The 17,046-nt window shown below is 61.9% G+C and carries 14 protein-coding genes and 3 pseudogenes; 13 read left to right on the top strand and 4 right to left on the bottom strand.

Annotated features, from left to right (window positions below; all coding sequences use genetic code 11):
- The first annotated feature begins 15 nt into the window (after window positions 1-15).
- From IVA95_RS29915 to IVA95_RS29930, 4 genes are all read left to right on the top strand, one after another.
- Complete coding sequence (locus IVA95_RS29915; protein ID WP_213249106.1) at window positions 16-624, top strand: TetR/AcrR family transcriptional regulator; 609 nt, start codon at window positions 16-18, stop codon at window positions 622-624.
- A 150-nt stretch (window positions 625-774) separates the two neighbouring features.
- Window positions 775-1,398 (top strand): flavin reductase family protein, encoded by a 624-nt coding sequence (locus tag IVA95_RS29920; RefSeq protein WP_247513763.1) that lies wholly within the window; start codon window positions 775-777, stop codon window positions 1,396-1,398.
- A 108-nt stretch (window positions 1,399-1,506) separates the two neighbouring features.
- Window positions 1,507-2,499, top strand: coding sequence for a L,D-transpeptidase family protein (locus IVA95_RS29925; protein ID WP_247513765.1), 993 nt, complete (start codon window positions 1,507-1,509; stop codon window positions 2,497-2,499).
- 89 nt (window positions 2,500-2,588) lie between these two features.
- On the top strand, window positions 2,589-3,365 hold the full coding sequence (locus IVA95_RS29930) for a potassium channel family protein (protein WP_247513766.1): 777 nt from the start codon (window positions 2,589-2,591) through the stop codon (window positions 3,363-3,365).
- A 16-nt stretch (window positions 3,366-3,381) separates the two neighbouring features.
- On the opposite strand, the pseudogene IVA95_RS29935 reads toward IVA95_RS29930, so the two are convergent.
- A pseudogene (locus IVA95_RS29935) lies at window positions 3,382-4,594 on the bottom strand (serine hydrolase domain-containing protein).
- 377 nt (window positions 4,595-4,971) lie between these two features.
- Here IVA95_RS29935 and IVA95_RS29940 point away from each other — a divergent pair.
- The 6 genes and pseudogenes from IVA95_RS29940 to IVA95_RS29965 form a co-directional block, all read left to right on the top strand.
- Entirely contained in the window at window positions 4,972-6,210 is a 1,239-nt protein-coding gene (locus IVA95_RS29940; RefSeq protein WP_247513767.1) for an SMP-30/gluconolactonase/LRE family protein, read from the top strand.
- A 284-nt stretch (window positions 6,211-6,494) separates the two neighbouring features.
- A complete protein-coding gene (locus IVA95_RS29945; protein WP_247513768.1) occupies window positions 6,495-6,761 on the top strand; it encodes a hypothetical protein in 267 nt (88 codons plus the stop codon).
- A gap of 255 nt (window positions 6,762-7,016) precedes the next feature.
- On the top strand, window positions 7,017-9,284 hold the full coding sequence (locus IVA95_RS29950) for an acyl-CoA dehydrogenase (RefSeq protein WP_247513769.1): 2,268 nt from the start codon (window positions 7,017-7,019) through the stop codon (window positions 9,282-9,284).
- Window positions 9,284-10,567: an acetyl-CoA C-acetyltransferase gene (locus IVA95_RS29955; RefSeq protein WP_247513770.1), complete on the top strand. Its 1,284-nt coding sequence runs from the start codon at window positions 9,284-9,286 to the stop codon at window positions 10,565-10,567. The genes IVA95_RS29950 and IVA95_RS29955 overlap by 1 nt, the downstream gene beginning before the upstream one ends.
- A gap of 2 nt (window positions 10,568-10,569) precedes the next feature.
- Window positions 10,570-12,666, top strand: coding sequence for a 3-hydroxyacyl-CoA dehydrogenase NAD-binding domain-containing protein (locus IVA95_RS29960; RefSeq protein ID WP_247513771.1), 2,097 nt, complete (start codon window positions 10,570-10,572; stop codon window positions 12,664-12,666).
- A gap of 74 nt (window positions 12,667-12,740) precedes the next feature.
- Window positions 12,741-13,025: pseudogene (locus IVA95_RS29965) on the top strand (acyl-CoA thioesterase); the annotation flags it as partial.
- A gap of 204 nt (window positions 13,026-13,229) precedes the next feature.
- On the opposite strand, the pseudogene IVA95_RS29970 reads toward IVA95_RS29965, so the two are convergent.
- A pseudogene (locus IVA95_RS29970) lies at window positions 13,230-13,529 on the bottom strand (YMGG-like glycine zipper-containing protein); the annotation flags it as partial.
- 140 nt (window positions 13,530-13,669) lie between these two features.
- On the opposite strand from IVA95_RS29970, the gene IVA95_RS29975 reads away from it, so the two are divergent.
- Window positions 13,670-13,858: a hypothetical protein gene (locus IVA95_RS29975; RefSeq protein WP_057844059.1), complete on the top strand. Its 189-nt coding sequence runs from the start codon at window positions 13,670-13,672 to the stop codon at window positions 13,856-13,858.
- 24 nt (window positions 13,859-13,882) lie between these two features.
- On the opposite strand, the gene IVA95_RS29980 is transcribed toward IVA95_RS29975, so the two are convergent.
- The gene (locus IVA95_RS29980) at window positions 13,883-14,329 is read right to left on the bottom strand and encodes a nuclear transport factor 2 family protein (RefSeq protein WP_247513772.1); all 447 of its coding nucleotides are present in this window, start codon (window positions 14,327-14,329) and stop codon (window positions 13,883-13,885) included.
- Between the two features lie 228 nt (window positions 14,330-14,557).
- Here IVA95_RS29980 and IVA95_RS29985 point away from each other — a divergent pair, with 228 nt between their 5' ends.
- A complete protein-coding gene (locus IVA95_RS29985; RefSeq protein WP_213249086.1) occupies window positions 14,558-15,400 on the top strand; it encodes a DeoR/GlpR family DNA-binding transcription regulator in 843 nt (280 codons plus the stop codon).
- Here IVA95_RS29985 and IVA95_RS29990 read toward each other — a convergent pair.
- A complete protein-coding gene (locus IVA95_RS29990) occupies window positions 15,397-16,002 on the bottom strand; it encodes an ABATE domain-containing protein (RefSeq protein ID WP_247513773.1) in 606 nt (201 codons plus the stop codon). The two genes, IVA95_RS29985 and IVA95_RS29990, sit on opposite strands and share 4 nt — an antisense overlap.
- A gap of 88 nt (window positions 16,003-16,090) precedes the next feature.
- Between IVA95_RS29990 and IVA95_RS29995 the strand changes: the two genes are divergently transcribed.
- Window positions 16,091-17,026 (top strand): DMT family transporter, encoded by a 936-nt coding sequence (locus tag IVA95_RS29995; protein WP_247513775.1) that lies wholly within the window; start codon window positions 16,091-16,093, stop codon window positions 17,024-17,026.
- Window positions 17,027-17,046 lie beyond the last annotated feature (20 nt).

Here is a 17,046-nt window from a genome sequence, read left to right on the forward strand (position 1 = left end):
ACATTGAGAGCTGACATGACGCTGATTTCGGAACACATCGAGACTGACACCCGCGAGAAGATCCTCGTGGTGGCGGAGCGTCTGTTCAGGCAGATCGGCTACCAGAAGACGACGGTCGCCGACATCGCCAAGGAACTGCGGATGAGCCCCGCCAACGTCTATCGCTTCTTCGATTCGAAGAAGGCGATCCATGAGGGCGTGGCGCGAACCCTGATGGGCGAGGTCGAGGTCGAAGCGCAAAGGATCGCGCAGGCGGCGGGGCCGGCGTCGGTACGCCTCCGCGAGCTTATGAAGACCGTCAATCGCATGAACACCGAGCGCTATGTCGGCGATTCCAAGCTGCACGAGATGGTCGAGATCGCGATGCAGGAGGACTGGGACGTCTGCGTCGCCCATATGCTGCTGATCACGGAGACCATCGGCAGCGTGATCGCCCAAGGCGCGGCCACAGGCGAATTCGAGGTCGCCGATGTGCCGCTGGCCGCGATGTGCGCCTGCACTGGCATGATGCGGTTCTTCCACCCGCAGATGATCGCCCAATGCGCCACCAAGCCCGGCCCCACGATCGACCAGATGATCGATTTCGTCATCGCGGGTCTTTCGCCGCACGCCAAGGCGAATTGAGCTCTCCGCCACTTGACTCCACCCTCATTGCGAGCGAAGCGACTTGTCCGCCGTAGCTTTAGCGAAGGCGGAAGCAATCCATAGCTCCGCGCGAGGCGGCATGGATTGCTTCGTCGCTTTCGCTCCTCGCAATGATGGAAGAGTCCCCGCGTGACCACCAAAGACCTGCATTTCTACGAGCCGAAGAACGGCCACGGCCTCAAGCACGACCCCTTCAACGCCATCATCGCGCCGCGCCCGATCGGGTGGATTTCCTCGCGCGATGGCAAGGGAAGCATCAATCTGGCGCCTTACAGCTTCTTCAACGCCTTCTGCTATCACCCGCCGATTATCGGCTTTTCCTCCACCAACTGGAAAGATAGCGCCGGCAATATCCAGGAGACCGGGGAGTTCGTCTGGAATCTCGCCACCATGGATCTGGCGAAGCAGATGAACGCGACGGCGGCCCACGTTGCCGCTGATGTCGATGAGTTCAGGCTCGCCGGCCTTACGGCCGCGTCCTGCAAGCTTGTCAACGTGCCCCGGGTGGCGGAAAGCCCTGTTGCCTTCGAATGCAAGCTGACGCAGATCATCCAGTTGCAGGGCAAGGACGGCGAAAAGGCTCAGGCTTGGCTGACGCTGGGCGAAGTCGTCGCCGTCCACATCGACAAGGCCTTCATCAAGGACGGCGTCTACCAGACCGGCCTCGCCCACCCGATCGTCCGCGCCGGCCGCCGCGGCGACTATTTCGAAATCAAGCCGGAAAACATGTTCGAGATGATCCGGCCGGATTAGTCGAATGTAGTCCGGATGGAGCCAACGTGTCGCGCGAATGCGCGCCCCACGGCAACACGGAACTCCGACGCGCCGAAATGCTTATCGTCTGTATTTCGGAGATTGCCGATGATCCGCTTGTTTGCCGGCCTGATCGTGCTCGCCTGTGTTGTCCAGCCGGTCTTCGCCGGCCCTGATGCGGCCGCGATCAATAACGCGGAGTTCAGGGGCAAGCCGCCGGCCAACGAAAAGATCGATCCCATTGTCGTCAAGGCTCAGGTGCTGCTGGACCGCGCTAGTTTCTCGCCTGGCGAAATCGACGGCAAGCTCGGCGAGAACGCCCAGAAAGCCTTGCGGGCGTTCGCCGAAGCCAAAGGCCTCATCGTCAACAAGCAGCCGCTGACCCCGGAGATCTGGAGCGCTTTGATCGCGACCAGCGCGGATGCCATCGTCGTTGACTACAAGATCGCAGCGGAAGACGTGAAGGGGCCGTTCCTCAAGAAGCTGCCCGCCAGGATGGAAGACATGAAGCGGCTGAAGGCGCTCAGTTACACCAGCCCGCGCGAGGCCATCGCCGAAAAATTTCATATGAGCGAGGCGTTGCTCGCGGCCCTCAACCCCGGCAAGAAATTCGACGAGGCCGACCAGACGATCTCGGTGATCAATGTGATTGCGCAAGAGACGAAGCCAATTGCAACCCGTGTCGAGGTCGACAAGAGCTCCCAGACCGTCAAGGCGTTCGCGAACTCCGACCTGATCGCCTTCTTTCCCGCAACGGTCGGAAGCGAAGAAAAGCCGACCCCGAGCGGCGTGCTCAAGGTGATCTCAATAGATGGCCGCCCGCACTACCGCTACAACCCCGATTACAAATTCAAGGAAGTCAGATCCAGGCGTGCCTTCACGATCAAGCCCGGGCCCAACAATCCTGTCGGAACGCAGTGGATTGGACTTTCCGCGGAAGGCTACGGCATTCATGGCACGGCCAATCCGTCAAAAGTAAGCAAGGCGGAATCTCACGGTTGCGTGCGTCTCACCAACTGGGATGCCGACAAGCTGGCCAAGCTGCTGAAGAAAGGCGTAGAGGTTGCTTTCATCGAGCGCGAGGCGGCCAACAGGAAGTGACGTCTGGTGGGGGGAGGGCTGGCACGCAATTTTTCGCGGTCGCCACCAACATCATTTACAATGACGCATGTGAGCGGTGAATATGCGCCATGTCATTTGCCTCGCTCCAGAACAACGTTCGACAGCTCTACCAGGGTGCAACGCCGGAAGGCGTTCGTTTTCGCTATGCACTGCTAGTGTTCGACATCGTAACCGTCGTGTTCATCATCGCGACGTCGTTTTTTCCCTCCAACAATGTTACTGAAATACTCGATGTCCTGTTCGGCATCGTGATCCTGACGGATTTCTCCGCGCGGCTGCTCGTCAGCCGGCGTCGAATGCTGGAGTTCACACGCTTCTCGACATGGACGGATGTCGTCGCGATCATTTCATTCCTGGCGCCGCTGGCCGGAGAGGCCGGTGGTTTTCTGCGGATCCTGCGAACGCTGCGGCTGCTGCGCGACTATCAGATGCTGGTGCGGCTGCGCCAGGACAGTTCATTCTTCCGGCGCAACGAGGAGGTGATCTTCGCGGTGACCAATCTGGCGGTCTTCATCTTCGTGATGACCGCGATCGTCTACGAGACCCAAAAATTCCGCAACCCTCAGATATCGAACTATGCGGACGCGCTCTATTTCACCGTCACCGCGCTGACGACGACCGGCTTCGGCGACATCACCTTGCCCGGAACGACCGGCCGCTTGATCTCGGTTGTCATCATGATTTTCGGCGTTACCCTGTTCTTCAATCTCGCCCGCGCGCTGCTCTCGCCCACTAAGGTGCGATTTCCATGTCCCACCTGCGGATTACAGCGCCATGACAGCGACGCGGTTCACTGCAAGGCCTGCGGTACGGTGTTGAATATTCCCGACGAAGGTTTGACGTAGCGCGGCTGCCACCGGTTCATTCGTCCGTGGCAAACGCGTCGTAGACCAGTTTTCTGAATGCTGGCGTGATGCGCCCACGTTCGTTCTGGGTCTGCTCGAGCAGGATGTAAATCATGTCCAGCTTTGGGTCGACGCCGAAATAGGTACCGCTGCCGCTATCCCATTTGAGTTCGCCAATCGAACCTGGCGGCGGCGGCTTGGCATTTCCCGGATCGGTGCGCACGGCAAAGCCATAACCGTAGCCAAAGCCATCTCCGGGAAAATAGTAATAATCCCGCGCAACGCCGGAGCCGGGCCCGATATGGTCTGACGTCATCGACTTGAATGCGGCCGGGCTAAGGTACCGCTTGCCATCGAGTTGCCCGCCGTTGAGGATCATCTGGGCAAAACGGGCATAGTCGTTGAGCGTCGAGACCAACCCGCCGCCGCCGGATTCCCATTCCGGATGGGCGCGGCGTTCAGTCTCTGCACGTTTCAGGATGGTATCGCTTGGCAGCGGCTCCGCCATCCGCGAGCGTTCGTCGGCACTTTCCAGCACGAATTTCGTGCTGGTCATGCCAAGCGGATCGAAGATGTGCTGCTTTTCAAACTGATAGAGTGTCTGTCCGGATACGATCTCGATGATGCGTCCGAGGACGTCGGTTGAATGTCCGTAACGCCAAAGCGTGCCGGGTTGTCGTGCCAGAGGCAACCTGGCGATGCGGTCGGCAAACACCTTGTTGTCGTAGCGCCCATCGAAAAGGCCTGATTCCGAATAGGCCTTCATGATCAGCTTGCCGCCGATATAATCGTACGTGATGCCCGACGTATGGCGTAGCAGATCCATAATGGTCACCGGCCGATCTGCCGGGACAAGCGTTAGAACGTTCTTGCCGTCAATAGTTTCAGAACCGAAGTACCTTCGCGTCAGCAAACCCCGGAATGAATTTGGACACGGGATCGGCGGGCGAGAGCTTGCCTGCGTCGATCAACATCATCGCCGCGACACTGGTGATCGGCTTCGTCATCGAATGAAGCGCAAAGATCGTGTCTGATGTCATCGAAGCCTTGGTCTCGACATCCTGAACGCCGAAACATTTCAGATAGACCGGCCTGCCGTGTTGCTGGATCAGTACGACGGCGCCTGGCAATCGCCCCGTTGCAACTTCATTGTTGAAAAACTCGGTGATACGTTCGAGCTTGCTCGGCGATGGCGCGGGGACCTTGGCCGCTTGGTCGGCACCTGCCATGTCCGTCCAGATTGCCAATGACAAAACCGCAGCAAAAAGTCGTTTGCCGCGAGATCCCGCAGTGCAATGCAATGTCTGCCGGGTCGGTGTCTGCATTTTGATTTGCCCCGCGGACCGACTGATTTGCCGGAGGAATTCGACCAACTGTCGAATGATTAGCATGTCGCGCACCTTGTCGCCACGTGGGCAATTGCCCCCCAGTGCGATGATGGCGGAGTCTCCCGACAGACATGCATTGGACGAGTTGATGCCATCTTCGGCTGCAAGCTTGTGCAGGGGGCTCAATCGAAAAGCAGCTCTCGTAACCAGGTGCAGACTTGGTTAACCTCAAGTTGCCAGGCCGGATCAACGGCCGGCGAACAGATTGGGAGGATGCGATGATACGCCAGGAGCGGCGCGATTCACCACGGCATGATCCAGAAGTCGCGATTTCACGACGAGCGCTTGTCCAGGGTTTGGCGGTATGCGCCGGTGCTACCGTCGCGGGGGCCGGAAGCGCATTGGCTCAGGCCGGCCCCGTGGCGCCCCCGTCAACAGTCACCAGCCCGCCGCGCGATTTCAGTCCACGCGGTGCCCCCACCACCTATTTCTGGGATCCGGACATCATCGCCGTCGACCCATCCTTCAACAATCTCGCCCAGCCCAATACGGCGATCAAGCGCCTCCACACCGGTCTCTTGTGGGCGGAGGGCCCCGCCTGGAGTTCGCAGGGGCGCTACCTCCTGTGGAGCGACATTCCAAATAACAGGCAGATGCGATGGTCGGAGGATGACGGTCACGTCAGCGTCTTCCGTGCGCCATCCAACAACAGTAACGGCAACTCGTTTGATTTCCAGGGACGACAGCTTTCCTGCGAGCATCTCACCCGGCGCGTCGTGCGCTATGAGCATGACGGCACCGCAACCGTGCTGGCTGACTCCTATGACGGCAAGAAGCTGAACTCGCCGAACGATGTCGTCGCGCATCCGGACGGCAGCTACTGGTTCACCGATCCGCCCTATGGTGGCATGCTCTATGAGGGTGAGCCTGACGTCGCGGGTGGGCCGAGCAATTCTGCCGGCAAGCTCAACCCACGGATCGGCCAACCGGCAGGCTTCGTGCCGGGCAAGCGCGAACTGCCGACCAACTGCTATCGCATCGATCCGTCTGGCCGGGTCGATCTCGTCGTGACCGAGGAACAGGTGCCAGATCCCAACGGCCTCTGCTTCTCGCCCGATTACAAGAAGCTGTATGTCGCCTCTACCGGCAAGGGGCCGGGCGACACCGGTCCGGGCGGCAAGGGCGACGTGTTCGTGTTCGACGTCGGCACCGACAACAAGCTGACCAACCACAAGCGGTTCAGCGATTTCATGGTCGACGGCGTGAAGTGCGGTCCGGACGGCGTGCGCTGTGACGTCAACGGCAATGTTTGGTGCTCCAGCAACGCCGGCCGCGCCGTCGGCTACAGCGGCGTGACGGTATGGTCCCCGGAGGGCAAGCTGATCGGCCGCATCCGTTTGCCCGAAGTGTGCGGCAACATCTGCTTCGGCGGCCCCAAGCGCAATCGCCTGTTCATGGCCGCGAGCCAGTCGCTCTACGCCGTGTACACGGCAACTCAGGGTGCCGGACCGGGCTGACGCGTTCCGCCTCTCTCATGTCATTCTCCGATGCGCAATTGCGCATCGGAGATGCGCCCGCGAGGGCGCAGGCCCGGAATCCATCGGGCCGCAGAGGTGGATGTTGAATGGATTCCGGGCTCTCGCTTCGCGAGCCCCGGAATGACGAAACGGCGATTCATTAAAATTCGTCGCAAATTGGCAACGTCCAGCCAACCGCTCCGGCAAAAGTTGGGCACACCTAAACTCAGCGTTTATTGCGAACGGTCCACTCTTCTTCGCCAGAAGGGAGGCTTCGTCTATCAATGCCTATTTTCAAGTATTTTACCTACGTCGGATCGGCGTTACTCGTATTGTTGTTTGTTTCAAACGCTTATCTCACTGACGACGAAAGCAATTTGCGCTTCGATGGTTCGCTGTACGGGAGCGCGCTTTACGCGCCTCGCGTCGCAGAAACCCGAGCGACCGCGGAGCTTCGCATTACCCGTGATGTCACGCCTGCGGTTCGCGTCAGGGAAGTGTTTGCCGTGTTCGCCCCCAATGAGCGCCGCCGCAACAAGCGTGATTCATAACGCCGGTGTGTCCGCGGTTGAGACCGGCGGGTACTCCCGAGCGGCATCCATCCGGCAACATTGCCGGTCTCTAAACGCCGGACAATGCACGCGCTTCTGGAACGGGCCCGGGCCTTCGCCGTTATCTCCAAGTTATCAATTTTAGCTTCATTCCCGATGCGAAGCGTCCCCGAAACCCGTGCATTTCAGCTAGGATGAACCCATGTTTGGCATAGGTGAGGCGCGGCGTCGCGCCCCGATCATGAGGAGGTCGCCATGAGCTTCCGCCGCGATTTCATCAGCAAGCCGATCTTCGCTTTCGCGCGTGGTGCAATGCCCACGATGTCCGACACCGAGCGCGAGGCGCTGGAGGCGGGCGACGTCTGGTGGGACGCCGATCTCTTCACCGGCAATCCCGACTGGTCGAAATTGCTCGCTGTCGCGCCGGCGACGCTGACTGAAGAAGAAAAGGCCTTTCTCAACGACCCCGTCGACGAGCTTTGCGCCATGCTCGACGAGTGGAAGATCAATTGGGAATGGCGCGATCTTCCGCCGGAGGCGTGGGCCTTCATCAAGCGCCACAAGTTCTTCGGCATGATCATTCCGAAGGAGTTTGGCGGGCTCGGCTTCTCGCCCTATGCGCATTCGGAAGTGGTGCGAAAGCTTTCATCGCGCTCGCTGACCGCCGCCGTCACTGTGATGGTGCCGAATTCGCTCGGCCCGGGCGAACTGTTGATGCGCTTCGGTACCAAGGAGCAGCAGGATAGATGGCTGCCGCGGCTCGCCGAAGGCGCCGACATTCCTTGCTTCGGCCTGACCAGCCCTGAAGCCGGCTCGGACGCGGCCTCGATGGTCGACACCGGCATCATCTGCAAGGGCAGTTTCGAGGGCCGGGAAGTCATCGGCCTGCGGCTGAACTGGCACAAGCGCTACATCACGCTCGGTCCCGTCGCGACGCTGCTCGGTCTCGCCTTCAAGGCCTATGATCCCGATCATCTCGTGGGCCAGCAGGAAGAGCTCGGAATTACCGTCGCCCTGATCCCGACCCATCTGCCGGGCGTCGAGATCGGCCGTCGCCATCTGCCGGCGATGCAGGTGTTTCAGAACGGCCCGAACTGGGGTCGCGACGTGTTCATTCCGATGGACTACATCATCGGCGGGCAGGAGCGGCTGGGCCAGGGCTGGAAGATGCTGATGACAGCGCTGGCCGCCGGCCGCGGCATCTCGCTGCCGTCGCTGTCGGCTGCGGGGGCGGCGTATGCGGCACGCACGACCGGCGCCTATGCCCGCATTCGCGAGCAGTTCGGTATCTCCATCGGCAAGTTCGAAGGTATCGAGGAGCCGCTCGCGCGCATCGCCGGCACCGCCTATCTGCTCGATGCCGCGCGGCGGCTGACCTGCGCCGCCCTCAACCAGGGGCATCATCCCGCCGTCATCTCCGGCATCATGAAGCTGCACGCCACCGAGCGGATGCGGATCGTGATCGACGACGCCATGGACATCCATGGCGGCAAGGCCGTGATCGACGGACCGCAGAACTACATGGGCAGCCTCTATCGCGCGGTGCCGGTCGGCATCACGGTTGAAGGCGCCAATATCCTCACGCGAAATCTCATCGTGTTTGGCCAAGGCGCGATCCGCGCTCATCCATTCCTGCTCGAGGAAATGAATGCGCTGGGTGAAGCCGACCGTGCCAAGGGCTTGGAAGACTTCGACAAGGTGTTCTGGAGCCATGTCGGCCACAGCTTCAAGACCATGTTCCGCGCCTGGGCTAGGTGCTGGACCTTCGGCCTGTTTGCGCCGGCGCCCGATGCCGGCGAGGCAACGCGATTCTATCGCCAGCTCTCGCGCTATTCCTCGGCATTCGCACTGTGCGCCGACATGGCGCTGTTGACGCTTGGCGGCGCGCTCAAACGCAAGGAAATGCTCTCGGCCCGGTTCGGCGACATTCTGTCCGAACTCTATCTGCTATCCGCCGCGCTGAAACGCTGGCAGGACGAGGGACGCCAGCGCGAAGATTTCGCGGCGCTCGAATGGTGCATGGCGAGCGGCTTGAAGACCATCGAGAACCGCTTTGCGGAAATCCTGGCCAATCTGCCGAACCGGTTTGTCGCTGTGATCCTGAAATTCCTGATCCAGCCGTTCGGTGCGCGCGTGCTCGGCCCGTCTGACCGCGTCGTGCATCAATGCGCGCAGCTCGTGCTGGAGCCGTCGGCGGCGCGGGAACGGCTCACCTCCGATCTGTCAGCGGTCGATGATGACGGCGGCATCGCGCGGCTGGAGAAGGCGTTCCGGCTGGTGGCGGCTGCGGACGACGTCGCAAAGCAGATGCGCGCCGCGCGGCTGCATGACTGGAAGGAGGCGGTGAAGAAGGGTGTCATCACCCAGGCCCAGGGCGAGAAGTTGCAGGCTGCACATGAAGCCGTTGCCAAGGTGATTGAGGTCGATGATTTCGCCCCCGAGGCGTTGTCGCCGATTTACAGGAAGGGCGCCGACGTGCATCAGTTCTTCCAGGAATTGGGTGAACAGAGGGCGGCAAGCTGATGGCGCGACCGGTCTTTATCGTCGACGGCAGCCGGACGCCGTTCCTGAAAGCGCGCTCTGGCCCGGGACCCTTCACGCCGGTTGATCTCGCCATTCAATGCGGCCGCCCGCTATTGGCGCGGCAACCCTTTGCGCCATCGGCGTTCGATCAGGTCATTCTCGGCTGCGTCAACGTCATCGCCGACGAGATGAATCCGGCCCGCGTCGCGGCGCTGCGGCTCGGCATGGGCGAGAAGATGGTCGCCTTCACCGTGCAGATCAATTGCGGCTCCGGCATGCAATCGATCGACACCGGTTATCGTTACATCCGCGAAGGCGTCTCCGACCTGATCCTGGCCGGCGGCGCCGAAGCGCTGAGCCATGCGCCGCTGGTGTGGCCGCAACAGGGCGTGCGCTGGTTTGCCGGCCTTGCCGGCGCCAAAGGCATCGGCGCCAAGATCATGGCGGCGCTGAAGGTAAAGCCCGGTTACTTCAAGCCGATCATAGGGCTGGAGCGCGGGCTGACCGATCCCATCACCGAATTAAATATGGGACAGACCGCCGAGGTTGTCGGGCATCTCTTCGGCATCACCCGCGCGCAATCTGATACCTATGCCGCCGAAAGCCACAAGCGGCTGGCAAAGGCGCAATCGCAGGGCTGGCTCACAGACGAAGTAGAGACCGCATTCGCGCGCGATGGAAAGTTCTACGATTATGATGACGGCGTGCGGCCGGACTCGACGCCGGAGTCGTTGGCAAAACTGAAGCCGGTATTCGAGCGTCCCTGGGGCAAGGTCACTGCCGGCAATTCCTCGCAGATCACCGACGGCGCGTCCTGGGTGATCTTGGCGTCCGAAGAGGCTGTGGCCAAACACGGCCTGGCGCCGAAGGCGGTCATCCTTGACAGCCAGTGGTCGGCACTCGACCCTGGCATCATGGGGCTAGGGCCGGTGCTGTCGGCGACAGAGCTTCTCAAGCGCAACGAGCTGACGCTTTCCGATATCGAGACCTGGGAACTGAACGAGGCGTTTGCGACCCAGGTGCTGGGCTGTCTCGCCGCCTGGAACGACGAAAAGTTCTGCAAGGAGATTCTCGGCCTCGACGGCGCGGCCGGCGAACTCGACCAAAGCAAGCTGAACGTCGACGGCGGCGCGATCAGCCTCGGTCATCCCGTCGGCTGCAGCGGCAACCGCATCGTGCTGCATTTGGTGAACGCGATGAAGCGATTGGGCACCAGACGCGGCATCGCCACCGAATGTATCGGCGGCGGGCAGGGCGGCGCGATGTTGATAGAGACGGTGTGAGCATGGATAGCCAGATCATGAACGTTCTCGGCGATCGCGTGCTCGAGCTCGGGCCGAAACCTGACGCTGATAGCCCGTACAAGAATTTCCGGCTGACCCGCGATGGCGACGGCGTCGCCTGGCTCTTGTTCGATCGCGAAGGCACCAGCGCTAATACACTGTCCGCCGATCTGATCGAGGAATTGGACAAGGTGCTGGCAGAGCTGGAAGGTCGACGTCCCACGGGCCTTGTCATTCGTTCCGCCAAAAAATCCGGCTTCATCGCCGGCGCCGACGTCAACGCCTTTCGCGGCGCGACCGACGTGGCGGCAGTCGAGACAGAGATCGGTCGCGCGCATGCTGTGATCGACCGCCTCGAAGCCTTGCGCGTTCCGAGTGTGGCCGTGATCCACGGCTTCTGCCTCGGCGGCGGCTTAGAGGTGGCGCTGGCCTGCCAGATGCGAATTGCGATCGAGGACGCGCGGTTTGGCTTCCCCGAGGTGATGCTCGGCCTGCATCCCGGCCTCGGCGGCACCGTGCGCTTCACGCAGCTCGTCAATCCGATCCAGGCGATGCCGCTGATGCTGACCGGCAAGACCATCGATGCCCGCCGCGCAAAATCGCTCGGGCTGGTCGATGCCGTGACGCAGGAGCGGCATGTCTTGAATGCCGTGAAGGATGCCGTGTCCGGCCGCCTGAAGCGCGCGAAGCCCGGGCTTCTCAACTCCGTTCTCAGCCTCGGCCCGGTCAAGGGCTTTCTCGCCTCGCGCATGCGCCGCGAGGCCGGCAAGGCGGCGCGGGAGGAGCATTATCCCGCGCCTTATGCGCTGATCGATCTCTGGGAAAAGCACGGCGGCGACCGACGGGCGATGCTGAATGCGGAGAAAGCGTCTTTCGCCCGACTGATGGTGACGCCGACCGCGCAGAACCTGATCCGCGTGTTCTTCCTGCGCGAGCAGATGAAGAAACTCGCGGGATCCGGCAACAAGATCGAGCATGTTCACGTCATCGGCGCCGGCGCCATGGGCGGCGACATCGCCGCCTGGTGCGCCGGCCAGGATTTGCGGGTGACGCTCGCCGACATGAAGCCGGAGCCGATCGCAGGCGCGATCAAGCGCGCCGCCGATCTCTACGGCAAGATCCTGCGCAAGCGGACTGCCGTGCGCGATGCGCTGGACCGGCTGATGCCGGACATGCAGGCCGAGGGTGTTCGCAACGCCGATCTCATCATCGAGGCGGTGCCGGAAAAACTGGAGCTGAAGCAGAAGGTGTATGCCGGGATCGAGCCGAAAATGAAGCCGGGCGCGATCCTCGCGACCAACACGTCGAGCATTCCGCTGCAGGACCTGCGCACCACGCTGCAAAAGCCCGAGCGGCTTCTCGGGCTACACTTCTTCAACCCGGTGTCGCGGCTGCAACTCGTCGAAGTCGTCAGCCATGACGGCACCGACGCGCAATTGCTGAAAGAAGCGCTCGCCTTCGTCGGCGCCATCGACCGGTTGCCGCTGCCCGTAAAATCGTCGCCCGGCTTCCTCGTCAACCGCGCGCTGACGCCCTACATGCTGGAAGCGATGCTGATGCTGGACGAGAAGATCGACAAGACTGTCATCGACGCCGCTGCGAAAAAGTTCGGCATGCCGATGGGTCCGATCGAACTCGCCGACCAGGTCGGCCTGGATATCTGTCTCGATGTCGGCGACATGCTGCGCTCGAAGTTCGGCGACATGCTGCCGCCGACGCCGGCCTGGCTGCGGGAAAAGGTCGCCAGAGGCGAACTCGGCCGCAAGTCGGGCAAGGGCTTTTACACCTGGAAGGAGGGCAAGGCCGACACCTCATCCGGCCTGCCCGCGACATCGGAACCATCTGCGGAAATGATCGACCGGCTGATCCTGCCGATGTCGAATGTCTGCGTCGCCTGCCTGCGCGAAGGCATCGTCGACAATGCCGACGTGGTCGACGGCGCCGTCATCTTCGGCACCGGCTACGCGCCGTTCCGCGGCGGTCCTCTGAACTATGCGCGAACCCGAGGGGTTGAGAACGTGGTCTCGACGCTGCGGGCGCTCACGGAAAAATTCGGCGGAAGATTTGCGCCGGATGCCGGCTGGGAGAATTTCAAGTGAATGAACCCCGTCTGCACGCGCCGGTCGCGACCGAGATCGAGACGCGCGGCGATCTCTGCATTCGCACGTTGGCGATGCCGGCCGACACCAACGCCAATGGCGATATCTTCGGCGGCTGGCTGCTCAGCCAGATGGATATCGGCGGCGGCGTGTTCGCTTCCAAGATCGCGAAATCGCGCACGGTGACGGTTGCGATCGAGGCCATGAATTTCCGCAAGGCCGTCTATGTCGGCGATCTCGTTTCAGTCTACGCCAATCTGGTGCGGGTCGGACGCACCTCGATCACGGTGCATCTCGAAGCCTGGGTCGTACGCCGCAAGGAGTTGCAACAGATCCTAGTGACCGATGGCAACTTCACCTAGGTCTCGATCGACGATAACGGCCGCCCGCAGCCGGTCAGTCCGGACGGCGTTATCAAGACCTAGCAATTACGGGCAGGGACGCTCATAGCCGTCACGGCCGATGAAGGTGCCGCGGCGCGGGTCATAAGTCTGCGAGCGCATGCAGCGCGGTGTATCGTCGTAATACCGGGGCGGCGGCGGTGCGTATTGCGCCTGGACGCCGCAATAGCGCGGCGAAACTGCGACCCAGCCGTCAGGCTGTTCCATGTAGCAACCGCCCTGATACCAGCGATAGCCGCCGGGCCTGGGCTCGCCCTGGGCGCCGATCGCAGCACCCGTGGTCGCCCCGACGATCGCGCCAACCGCCGCACCGCGGCCGCCGCCGAGCGCGCCGCCGACGATGGCGCCCGCCGCGCCGCCGAACAGCGCCCCGCCGAGCGTGCTTTCCTGCGCCGTAGCCTCTTGGAGCGGTGCGCAAGCCGCAAGGGCAACCAGCATCGAGAGCGCGAATTTCGGCATCATGTCAGTTCTCCGGCCATTGGACGATTCGCTTTGTTCCGGGACCAGCTTTGGCACAGCTCAGCCCCGCGGCGCAATGGTGGCAGCAGGAACAATTGCAGGTGCAACCCGTTGTAGGCCCGGAATAAATCTGAGGCTGGGCCATGTCGGACACCTACATCATCGAAGTCGGCTCGCAGCCGGCAGGGATCATCGTGCGCGCTCCCGGCGGCTATCGGTTCTTCGCCGCCTCGCATCGTTTCAACCGGCTGGAAGGACAGATATTTCGCAACGCGCGCGAGGCCGAGCGTGCAGCCTACCGTCTCGTCAGCGGGATGACGCTGGCGGCGTAACCGCCAGCGCCGGGCTTCCGGCGGTCAGAGCTTGGTGGCCGACCGCGACAGCAGCTTCCAGTCCGAACCCTGTTTCTGCCAGTTCATCAGGACGTGCAGGTTCTGCGGAACCTTTTTTCCGTCGGCCGCAAATTCCTGCTCGCCAACAAAATTGAAGCGCACGATGGCGGCCGGGCCGACGACACGGATGGTGGGGTTCTTGTATTCAAGCGAGGTCCATTTGTATTTCGCATTCTTGACGCCCGCCAGCAGGGCCGCCTTGTCGTCGACAGCTCCGCTGGAGTGGCTGTAGCTGAGTTCTTCCGCGCAGAGCGGGGCGATCCCTTCGGCATCGCCGGCCGCCTGCGCTGCACGGAAGACTTCGACATTCTTCGCGATGGCATCCTCGTCCGCGCCGGCAAAAGCGGGGATCACGCCCATGAGACCCAGTGCGAGTACAGGCAAAGCTAGCTGACGGCGATCGATGTTCATGGTTTCCTCCATTCGTTTTTAGTTGTGATGGCAGTGTTGCAGCCACAAATTGCTTTGTCGAGCGGTCGCGCATGACGTGGCTCGCATGGCTTCGGGGCCCTAACCAGGTTCGTTGTTTCGCTCTGCCAAACGCCTCCGCGGCCTATCTACCTCGTTGACCGCGACCCCAATCAGCCGCACCATAACGGCAACTTTGTGCCCCAAGTCCATATCGCGAGGGAGCCAGCCGTGGCCGGATTGTCCCACCGTCAGACTGAAATCCTCAACATCGCCCGCGCGTTTGGTCGGGTGATGGTGGAAGACCTCGCCAAGCGGTTCGAGGTTTCGGCGCAGACTATCCGCAAGGATCTCAATGACCTCTGCGATCAGCGCTCGCTGACCCGCATCCATGGCGGCGCCATCATTGCCTCCGGCGTGGAAAACCTCGCCTACGAGGCGCGGCGTTTCGTGGCGGCGGAGGAGAAACGGGCGATCGGCATCGCCGCGGCGTCGCGGATTCCGAACGGCTGCTCGCTGTTCATCAACATCGGTACCACGACCGAAGAAGTCGCGAGCGCGCTGACCTCGCATGAAGATTTGCTGGTCATCACCAACAATCTCAATGTCGCGATGCTGTTGTACCGGCATCCGCGCATCGAGGTGATCGTGGCTGGAGGAGCCGTGCGCCGCGCCGACGGCGCCGTGATCGGCTCGACCGCGATCAGCCTGATCGGCCAGTTCAAGGTCGATTACGCCATCATCGGGGCGTCGGCGATCGACGAGGAGGGCGCATTGCTCGACTTCGATTATCGGGAAGTGCAGGCCGCGCAAGCGATCATCGCCAATGCGCGCAGCGTCATGCTGGTCGCGGATTCCACAAAACTCCGCCGCAGCGCGCCGGTGCGCATCGCTCATCTCAGCCAGATCCAGACATTTGTGACTGATGCGCCGTTGCCGGCGGGTCTTGCCAGCATCTGCAGCCACCGCGGCATCGAGGTGGTCGAGGCGATGGAAAAGCCGGCCGCGGACATCGACGAGCCTGCTACCGAGCCTACCGCGGCCACGACCGCAACGCCTATCCGCTTGCGCTAGTTTCTGGCCACGGCGCGTCGTCGCCGCTGTTTTTCGCGATTGCCGCACCCGTTCATGCTGCACCATTGCCGGCGCTGACTCTTGCTCGTGTCGAGGTAGTAGACATCGCAATCAGCGGCAGCGCATTTTCGGATTCTCGTGCACTCCTCGTCGACCAGTAGAGATTCGATCGCCAGCGCGCAGGCATGCAGCGGAATTTCGGGTGTCCGCGGCGAACACCAGCGGTATCTGACCAACCCGCCGGCCCGCGAAGCGACCAGCGTCCGGGCTGCGTGGGCGGCCTTGATCGCGGCAGAGAGGGCGTCCAGGTCTGGCTGCCGCCCCGGCCGTCCAGAGATTTTCGCTGCCAGGATGTCGTGAAGGTGCTCGCGAAGCCTGCGGGCGCGTTTCACGAGGCGACCAGGCGCCGGACCAAGCAGCCGCAGCAGCGGCTTAGCAATCGGTGGCTCGATAAGTCCAGCCAATTCAGCGAACCGTACCAGGTCATGGTAAGTCGCAAGATTTTCGATCGGCTCGTCAGAGGGCCGCTCATCCAGCGTATTCACGAAGTCGAGGGCTGGATGTCCACCACTCCATTCAAAACCATCGCCGCGGTTGTTCATCTCGTCCTTGTTCGGTGGTTCGCTTTGGCGTAACCGTTAAAATACTATATTCAGGTTATCATTCCTGCGATCTTAATGGAAGTAGATCATGTCCGAGTTGGCCGCCGATCGGCGCGTGCCCGGGAATTACGTTCGCGGGGCTCTCTACGGGCTCGCGGCCGTAAGTATCTGGTCGGGTTGGATCGTTGTGGCTCGGCTCGGGCTAAAGACGAGTCTTACGCCGTGGGACATCGCTGCGCTTCGTTTCGTCGTGGCCGGCGTGCTCCTGCTGCCTTATGTCCTGCAGAAGGGTCTCGCGTTCGAACGCTTGGGCTTGATCGGATTGGCGGCAATCGTGCTTGGCGGTGGCGCTCCCGTGCTGCTCGCCAACACAGGTCTGCTGTTCGCCCCTGCAGCCCATGCCGGCGCCCTGTTTCCCGGAGTGATGCCGCTGGCGGTCGCGGTTCTGGCTGCGGCCTTCCTGCACGAGGCGTTCACGGGCGCGAAAAAGATCGGTTTTGCGCTGATCATGATGGGCATCGCCGGCATCGCATGGGGCACGGCCGGGGCGATAGATCCGAGGCAGACGACGGGACACGCGCTGTTCCTCGCGTCCGCGTTTGCCTGGGCCTGCTACACGGTGGCAATGCGGCGGGCGCGGCTTGATGGATTGCATGCTGCAGGCATCGCCGCGGTCGGCGCCTTGATGCTCTATGTCCCCGTCTACTTTCTTGCGGAGGGCACAAGCCTCGGTAGGGCATCGTGGGGTGACGTTGCTCTTCAGGCATTTGTCCAGGGTGTTCTGACAGCAATTGTTTCACTGGTTTTTTATGGACGCGCTGTCAGTCTGCTGGGCGCCTCAAGCGGGGCCGCCTTTGCCGCACTATCTCCAGTCATGACGGCGGTGATGGCTATTCCGATTCTCGGGGAATGGCCGGTGACGTTGGACTGGATTGCTATCGCCTCGATCTCGGCCGGTGTTTACGTCGTGAGCGGCGGGCCACTGCCGCGACGGGCCTACTCGGCTTCTGTGCCGGCCAAATGATCCCGGTATGCTCCTCGTTT

It is taken from the genome of Bradyrhizobium sp. 157 (assembly GCF_023073815.1).
Taxonomy (GTDB): Bacteria; Pseudomonadota; Alphaproteobacteria; order Rhizobiales; family Xanthobacteraceae; genus Bradyrhizobium.

Excerpts from the sequence above, each read along its gene's own strand:
- IVA95_RS29975 (WP_057844059.1), top strand. The coding sequence starts at position 13,670 with ATGTCGGACACCTACATCATCGAAGTCGGCTCGCAGCCGGCAGGGATC.
- IVA95_RS29945 (WP_247513768.1), top strand. The coding sequence starts at position 6,495 with ATGCCTATTTTCAAGTATTTTACCTACGTCGGATCGGCGTTACTCGTA.
- IVA95_RS29990 (WP_247513773.1), bottom strand. The coding sequence starts at position 16,002 with ATGAACAACCGCGGCGATGGTTTTGAATGGAGTGGTGGACATCCAGCC.
- IVA95_RS29995 (WP_247513775.1), top strand. The coding sequence starts at position 16,091 with ATGTCCGAGTTGGCCGCCGATCGGCGCGTGCCCGGGAATTACGTTCGC.
- IVA95_RS29950 (WP_247513769.1), top strand. The coding sequence starts at position 7,017 with ATGAGCTTCCGCCGCGATTTCATCAGCAAGCCGATCTTCGCTTTCGCG.
- IVA95_RS29940 (WP_247513767.1), top strand. The coding sequence starts at position 4,972 with ATGATACGCCAGGAGCGGCGCGATTCACCACGGCATGATCCAGAAGTC.
- IVA95_RS29960 (WP_247513771.1), top strand. The coding sequence starts at position 10,570 with ATGGATAGCCAGATCATGAACGTTCTCGGCGATCGCGTGCTCGAGCTC.
- IVA95_RS29915 (WP_213249106.1), top strand. The coding sequence starts at position 16 with ATGACGCTGATTTCGGAACACATCGAGACTGACACCCGCGAGAAGATC.
- IVA95_RS29925 (WP_247513765.1), top strand. The coding sequence starts at position 1,507 with ATGATCCGCTTGTTTGCCGGCCTGATCGTGCTCGCCTGTGTTGTCCAG.
- IVA95_RS29955 (WP_247513770.1), top strand. The coding sequence starts at position 9,284 with ATGGCGCGACCGGTCTTTATCGTCGACGGCAGCCGGACGCCGTTCCTG.
- IVA95_RS29930 (WP_247513766.1), top strand. The coding sequence starts at position 2,589 with ATGTCATTTGCCTCGCTCCAGAACAACGTTCGACAGCTCTACCAGGGT.
- IVA95_RS29980 (WP_247513772.1), bottom strand. The coding sequence starts at position 14,329 with ATGAACATCGATCGCCGTCAGCTAGCTTTGCCTGTACTCGCACTGGGT.